6 protein-coding genes are annotated in these 6933 nt (G+C 40.9%); 2 read left to right on the top strand and 4 right to left on the bottom strand.

All coding sequences use genetic code 11. From position 1 onward, the window contains the following. Positions 1-492: 492 nt before the first annotated feature. Complete coding sequence (locus tag K5Q58_RS20320) at positions 493-1452, top strand: integron integrase (RefSeq protein WP_220755675.1); 960 nt, start codon at positions 493-495, stop codon at positions 1450-1452. 34 nt (positions 1453-1486) lie between these two features. Here the strand turns inward: K5Q58_RS20320 and bioD are convergent, their stop codons facing one another. Genes bioD through bioB form a run of 4 tightly spaced genes read right to left on the bottom strand, consistent with a single transcriptional unit; the run spans position 1487 to position 5321 of the window. Further along, positions 1487-2149 carry a dethiobiotin synthase gene (bioD, locus tag K5Q58_RS20315; protein ID WP_220755676.1) on the bottom strand — a complete coding sequence of 221 codons (663 nt, stop codon included), beginning with the start codon at positions 2147-2149 and terminating at the stop codon, positions 1487-1489. A gap of 15 nt (positions 2150-2164) precedes the next feature. Further along, complete coding sequence (locus K5Q58_RS20310) at positions 2165-2974, bottom strand: methyltransferase domain-containing protein (protein ID WP_220755674.1); 810 nt, start codon at positions 2972-2974, stop codon at positions 2165-2167. A gap of 58 nt (positions 2975-3032) precedes the next feature. Beyond that, positions 3033-4250: an 8-amino-7-oxononanoate synthase gene (locus tag K5Q58_RS20305; RefSeq protein ID WP_220755673.1), complete on the bottom strand. Its 1218-nt coding sequence runs from the start codon at positions 4248-4250 to the stop codon at positions 3033-3035. A gap of 18 nt (positions 4251-4268) precedes the next feature. After that, positions 4269-5321 (bottom strand): biotin synthase BioB, encoded by a 1053-nt coding sequence (gene bioB, locus K5Q58_RS20300; protein ID WP_220755672.1) that lies wholly within the window; start codon positions 5319-5321, stop codon positions 4269-4271. Positions 5322-5431: 110 nt separating this feature from the next. On the opposite strand from bioB, the gene bioA reads away from it, so the two are divergent. Continuing rightward, positions 5432-6775, top strand: coding sequence for an adenosylmethionine--8-amino-7-oxononanoate transaminase (gene bioA, locus K5Q58_RS20295; protein WP_220755671.1), 1344 nt, complete (start codon positions 5432-5434; stop codon positions 6773-6775). The last annotated feature ends 158 nt before the right edge of the window (positions 6776-6933 follow it).

Here is a 6933-nt window from a genome sequence, read left to right as displayed (position 1 = left end):
GCCTGATAAAGTCGGCCGTTTAAGTTATTGATTAATAACATCCTACATTTGCTATCTTATTGATGTAAAGCACTTTAAATTTCAATAATGCCAAAACAAAGCGAGCAAAATGTATTTAAAAAATATTTATCAAATTTCACTCTAAAAAATATCAATATAATTATAGCTTTACAAAAGTTCAGTCTTAATTACTCCTACAACTTATGGATGATTTTTGACCGAAGAATACATAAATCAGCCTAAAACCATTATAACTGTATAAATATACAGCTATAAGTAAAAGCAGGCGAATTTATGAAGAATGCAGGCTATTTAGGCGCAATTAGAGAACAAATAAGAGTACGTCATTATCGTTAACCTCAGCTTGGGATAATAAATAGGTTTCAAACAGCCCTTTACACCGCTAACTGCGTTGAATTCACTTACAATAGGCTAGCTATTGGTGCGTCAATTCGCCTTGTTATCAATGCAAAGTTCAAGTTTGAATGCAAAGTGCTAAATAGAGAACATCAAACGCCATTTCTCCATCTCTTAACCCAAGCTGAGGTTAGCTACCAAACAGAGAAGTCATATTTGTATTGGAACCGATACTTTATTAGACACTTTAAATTTTCCTCGGCCAAAGAAATTACCCCATCACATATTGAACAATTTCTGACTTTTCTTGCCAACATAAAGCAAGTATCTTCCAGTACCCAACAACAGGCACTATGCGCACTTGTTTTTGCATTCAAACATGTACTTGCAATTAACACCGATGATTTGCAATTCCCCTATGCAAAACCACCCAGCAGAATTCCTCAGGTACTTGACGATTCAGAGGCGAAGTTAATTATTGAACAGTTAACAGGAAAATATAAACTATTGGGGATCTTACTTTATGGTGCTGGACTTCGTCTTACTGAGGCTCTGAGCTTGCGCATAAAAGATATCGATACTCAAAATCAGTCCCTATTTATTTACCGAGGAAAAGGTAAAAAAGATCGAGTGTGCATTTTACCGCAAATGGCAAATGAGTTAATTGATAAGCAATTTAATCACGTACGCCAAACTCACTTAACAGATTTATCAAAGGGATTAGGTATGGCTTCGTTACCTGCTAGCCTAATAAAAAAGTTTGGCACTAGTGCCAAGCTATTCCATTGGCAGTATGTTTTTCCATCGATTCATTGCGCTTTGCACCCCGTAGATGGCTATATTTGCAGACATCACATTGATCCAACAACATTTAGAAAAGCTTTACAAAAAGCAGTTAGCAAAACATCAATTACCAAGCGGGTAACCGCGCACACTTTCAGACATTCTTTTGCAACCAACTTACTTAGACGCGGCCATGATATAAGAACCGTACAAGAACTACTTGGCCATAATGATGTAAAAACAACCCAAATATATACCCATGTTGCGGGCTTACACCAAACAGGCGTATTAAGCCCGATGGATATAACGTGACAAATTTTTAAACTGAAATTGTTTGAATGCTAGATTAGAAATTAATAAATTGAGCAGCTTGCTTTGCGTTTGGATTCGATAAATGAGCCACATAACCAAGAAAATCAGAGCTCATCATTTGTTTTAATGTTGCGAGGTTTTCATCTTGATATGCCATATCTGGATCGACTTGGTTGGCTACCCAGCCAACGATTTTTAATCCATCAGACAATATGGCTTCTTGAGTTAATAAAGCGTGGTTAAGGCAGCCTAATTTCATTCCTACGACCAAAATGATTCCGACTTGCTGCTGCATTGCCAGCAACTTAACACTGTCTGATAAGTATTCTCCATTACCAAGTGGTAAGCGCCAGCCTCCAGCACCTTCGATTAAGGCAAAATCAGCATTAGCCAGCTCTGTTAATGGTAAGGTGTCTACAACACCTTGAGCGGTTAACATCACGCCTTGTTGCATAGCAGCAATATGAGGCGCAATAGCTGGCTTAAATGCAACTGGGTTGATTTGGTGATATTCAAGCTTGATATTTGACTCAGCAATCAAAGCTAATGCATCGCTATTTCTCAGGCCATTTTCAGTTTGCTCACAGCCTGATGCAATGGGCTTAACGCCCATTTTATTCCCTTTAGCGCCGTGCAATAACGCTGACGAAACTAAGGTTTTACCGCTATCGGTGTCTGTACCTGTGATGAAATAAATCATTGCGATTAACCTTTATTTTTTTGTTAGCTGCAAATAAGTAATTTGATAAGTTAAGGGAATGCCTTTAGCTTGTCGCAAGGTTTCAGCATGTTGCTTTAGTGCTAGCCAATCTTGACGCCCACGAAGCGTTACCCGCTCTATTGGTGAACAGCTTTGAAGCGAACGCGCTTGTATTGAAGGCTTTTGTAATGAAGGCTCTTGATACGACTTTACCGATGCCCCAACCCCTTTTATTGAATAAAGCAGTGCTCGTAAATCATTAAAATACAAAGATTCACTGCATTCATCTACGCTATCAACTTGCCAATATTGGCTATCGATTTCTGCTGTTATTTCTTCAACTGAACGAAAGGTATTATGTCCCAAGCCTAAAGTTTCAAGCTCAGGCAAACTGCCACGACTGACAATACTGATTAAACACGGTGCAGTAGGTTTTAGTACTCGATGAAACTCGCTAAATACAGCTTGTAAGTCATCACACCATTGCAATACAAGGTTTGAATATAAGCCGTCAAATTGCTGTTCAATTATTGGCAAGCTCACAGCATCAGCGCACAAGGTTTTATAAGATGGGAATGACTGATTCACCACCGCTAGCATCGGTTCTGATAAATCAATGGCAGTCACAGTAGCAATGCCTTGGTGTTTGTTGTTAACCGAGGAAAAGTCAGTTCCTGGGCCACTACCAATATCGACAATATCGCCCTTTAGCGGGATGTGACTTAATAATTTTTCAGCGGTTATCCGCTGCAACACATCATGCTGTTTATAGGTTGACGCTGCCTGAGAAAACTTTACTGCCACAGGGTTATTTGAGTTCATTCACGCTCTCGAAAAGATAGCTAAGCGATACTTTTTGATAGAAGTATGCTTAAAAAAATTAAATTAAGGCTGCCAATACGTCGACCAATTGAGCGATGTCGTTTTTATTATGCTGCGCATTAATCGTGATACGCAGTCTTGCTTGACCAGCAGGAACCGTCGGTGGCCTGATGGCACCAACTGCAAAACCTGCATCATACAATTTACTCGCAATCAGTAATGTTTTATCACTATCACCAATGATCACTGGTTGAATTGCAGTGGTGGAGTCGGTAATTGCAATATTGTGTTTAATACAAGCTTGTCTAAATGCGCCAATATTAGCATTAAGCGCTTCAAGCCTATGTGGCTGCGACTGAGTTAAATTGACCGCAGTTAATGCTAAATAAGCACTTACTGGCGATAAGGCGGTTGAGTATATATATTGGCGAGATTGCGCCACCATAAAATCAATAACGGCCTTAGGGCCAAGAATCGCAGCCCCTTGGCAACCAAGCGCTTTACCAAATGTCACCACTTGAATGTCGCACAGTCTCTTTTTTTGTTGAGAATGAGTTTGCTGAAAGCTGTTTTGTTGAGAGTTGTTTTGCTGGGAGCTGAATTGCTGACTCTTGTCTTGTTCAGGCTTGTGTTGCTGAGAGTTGTCTTTTGGAGTTTGAGGGACACCAAAACCATGGGCATCATCAACCACAAGCCAACTATTATATTGCTCACACAAACGCTTTAGTTCAAATAATGGCGCTGTATCACCATCCATACTAAAAACGCTTTCTGTCATTAACACGCTATTAGGATTTCGCTTAAGCAGTTGCTCGGCGTGGTCAAGATCATTGTGTTTATAGCGTCTAAAGACTGCCCCACTATCTTTTACGCCATCAATCACTGATGCATGAATGAGCTTATCGGCAATCACCACATCATTAGCGTCAAATAGTGTTTTGATTAGCGCTTGATTGGCACTGAAACCTGAGCAAAATAAAAGCCCTGCTTCATGGCCTGTCAGCTCGCACAGTCTTTGTTCTAGTTGCAAATGAGCTTGGCTATAACCTGAAACTAAAGGCGATGCCTTACTGCCAACGCCGTAGATTGTTGCCCCTTGCGTAACAGCATCAACCATTTCAGCGGCATTGGCTAAGCCAAGGTAGTCATTATGGCTAAAGTCGATAATGTGTTGATTTTTATCAGCCTTTGACAACTTACGTTGTCTGAGCAAGCCATCGTTTTCTAGCTTGTGCATACGTTGGCTGATTTTATCTAAAATAGGATGACTGCCCATAATCACTGCCTTTAACGACTAGATAGCGCCAGCATCAAAAAACTGTTGAGTCGCTTTATCTTTTTTAGCGTTCGCTTTTGCTAACAAGGCGCTGTCTGATTCAATATCTGCCGATGGCCCTTGTTCAGGATGCAAACCTAAACGCTTGAATAGAGTCATGTCGTCGTTTTCTTCTGGGTTTGGCGTTGTCAGTAACTTGCAACCATAGAAGATTGAGTTGGCGCCAGCGAAGAAACACATAGATTGTAATTCATCAGTCATGTTCTCGCGTCCAGCTGATAAGCGAACTCGTGATTTAGGCATGATAATTCGTGCAACAGCAATAGTGCGGACAAATTCAAGCGGATCTAAATCATCAATTTTTTCAAACGGCGTTCCCGCCACTTTAACTAGCATGTTAATTGGTACAGAGTCAGGATGTTGTTCAAGGTTAGCGAGCTGTTGCAGTAAACCTGCACGATCGGTTGCTTTTTCGCCCATGCCGACAATGCCACCTGAACACACTTTCATGCCTGATGCGCGAACATTAGATAAGGTATCGATACGATTTTGATAAGTACGCGTGGTAATAACATCGCCATAGTACTCAGGCGAGGTATCTAAATTATGGTTGTAGTAATCAAGACCTGCACTGGCTAACTCGTCTGCTTGCTCTGATGACAACATGCCTAAGGTCATGCAGGTTTCCATGCCTAAGGCGCGAACATCTTTCACCATTTGAGTTAAATAAGGCATGTCACGTTCACGCGGGTTACGCCAAGCGGCTCCCATACAGAATCGTGATGCGCCAGCAGCTTTGGCACTTTTCGCTTCAGTGATAACTTTCTCGATTTCGAGTAAACGTTCTTTTTCAAGACCGGTATCGTAGCGTGCACTTTGCGGACAGTATTTACAATCTTCTGGGCAAGCACCGGTCTTAATCGACAATAAGCGACTAATTTGCACTTCGTTAGGATCAAAAGATTCACGGTGAATACTGTGAGCTTTAAACAATAAATCATTCATTGGTAAAGCAAATAACGCTTCAATTTCTGCTTTGGTCCAGTCGTGACGGATCGCTGACGATGACATGATTAATCCTTTTTTATTCATTTTGTATTCACTTTATATTGGGTTAGGATACCTTCAGCGTTTAAACTGTCAATGCTAGCAAGCAACACACCTTGACTAACGGTTAAAATATGAACAATAAAGATTTTCAACATTCAGCCTCAACCATCGACTTTGACTTCGATAAACAGCATATTTGGCACCCTTATACTTCCATGAGCCACGCCGCAAAAGTCACGGGAGTCCAATCTGCTGACGGCTGTGAGTTAACCTTATCTGATGGTCAAGTGGTTGTTGATGGCACTAGCTCTTGGTGGGCTTGTATTCATGGCTATAATCGCCCTGAAATTATCGAAGCCATGCAGTATCAATTAACCACATTAAGCCATGTGATGTTTGGCGGTATTACCCACGCACCTGCAGTTAATTTGTGTAAACGCCTTGTAGAAATGACCAGTCCTAATCTGACTAAAGTATTTTTAGCAGATTCTGGCTCCATTGCAGTAGAAGTTGCCATGAAGATGGCGATGCAATATTGGCAAGGTAAAAACCAGCCATTAAAACAACAATTGCTTACCGTGAAACGTGGTTATCATGGCGATACTTTCGCAGCCATGAGTGTCTGCGATCCTGATAATGGTATGCACACTATGTTTGGCAATGCGGTCACTGAGCAATTATTTGCTCCTGCACCGCAATCAGCTTTTAATCAGGCACTAGTCAATGGTGATACTGATGCCTTAGAAGCAATATTAAAAACTAACCATCAACACATTGCCGCAATTATCATTGAACCGATTATGCAAGCCGCTGGCGGTATGCACTTTTACTCAGCCGAATACTTAGTTGCTTTGCGCGGCCTATGCGATAAATACCAAGTGTTGTTAATTTTAGACGAAATCGCCACTGGTTTTGGCCGCATAGGTAAACTGTTTGCCTATGAATATGCCAATATCGAAGCTGATATTTTATGTTTGGGCAAAGCGTTAACAGGTGGGTACATTAGCCTTGCAGCAACGATTTGTAGTGACGAAGTGGCTAAAGGAATAAGTGACTCTCCTGCTGGCGTGTTTATGCATGGACCGACCTTTATGGGGAACCCACTCGCATGCGCCGCTGCGGATGCAAGTTTACAGATTTTACAAACAAGCAATTGGCAGCAGCAAGTAACCGATATTGAATCGCAAATGAAGCAAGAGCTTGCTGAAGCAATTGATTATGAGCATGTAAAAGATGTTCGAGTGCTTGGCTCTGTTGGCGTGATTGAAATGGACAGTGCGATTAATACCGGAGCACTGCAGAAAGCATTTATTGAGCTTGGCGTTTGGATTAGACCTTTTGGCAATGTTATATACATCACCCCGCCCTACACGATTACGTCAGCTCAGTTAACCAAACTGACGAATGCGATGAAAATCATCGCAGCTGATATCACTCAAGAACAAAGCAGTGCTGATACATTCAGTAATGGCTAACTTGCCTTAAACATAAAAAGACCTTTGATCATAGAATGGATCAAAGGTCTTTTTTATTTCCCGAAAGAAAATTAGCTAAATAAACAGTCTCAATAAATTGAGTTTCATATCGAAATTTATCCAACTATTTATATTTAGAAACAATCTACAGTGAATAA

Source organism: Shewanella sp. KT0246, assembly GCF_019654955.1.
GTDB classification, from domain to species: Bacteria; Pseudomonadota; Gammaproteobacteria; order Enterobacterales; family Shewanellaceae; genus Shewanella; species Shewanella goraebulensis.
Note: the sequence above shows the minus strand (reverse complement) of the source record. Positions and strands in the feature narration are given on the sequence as shown.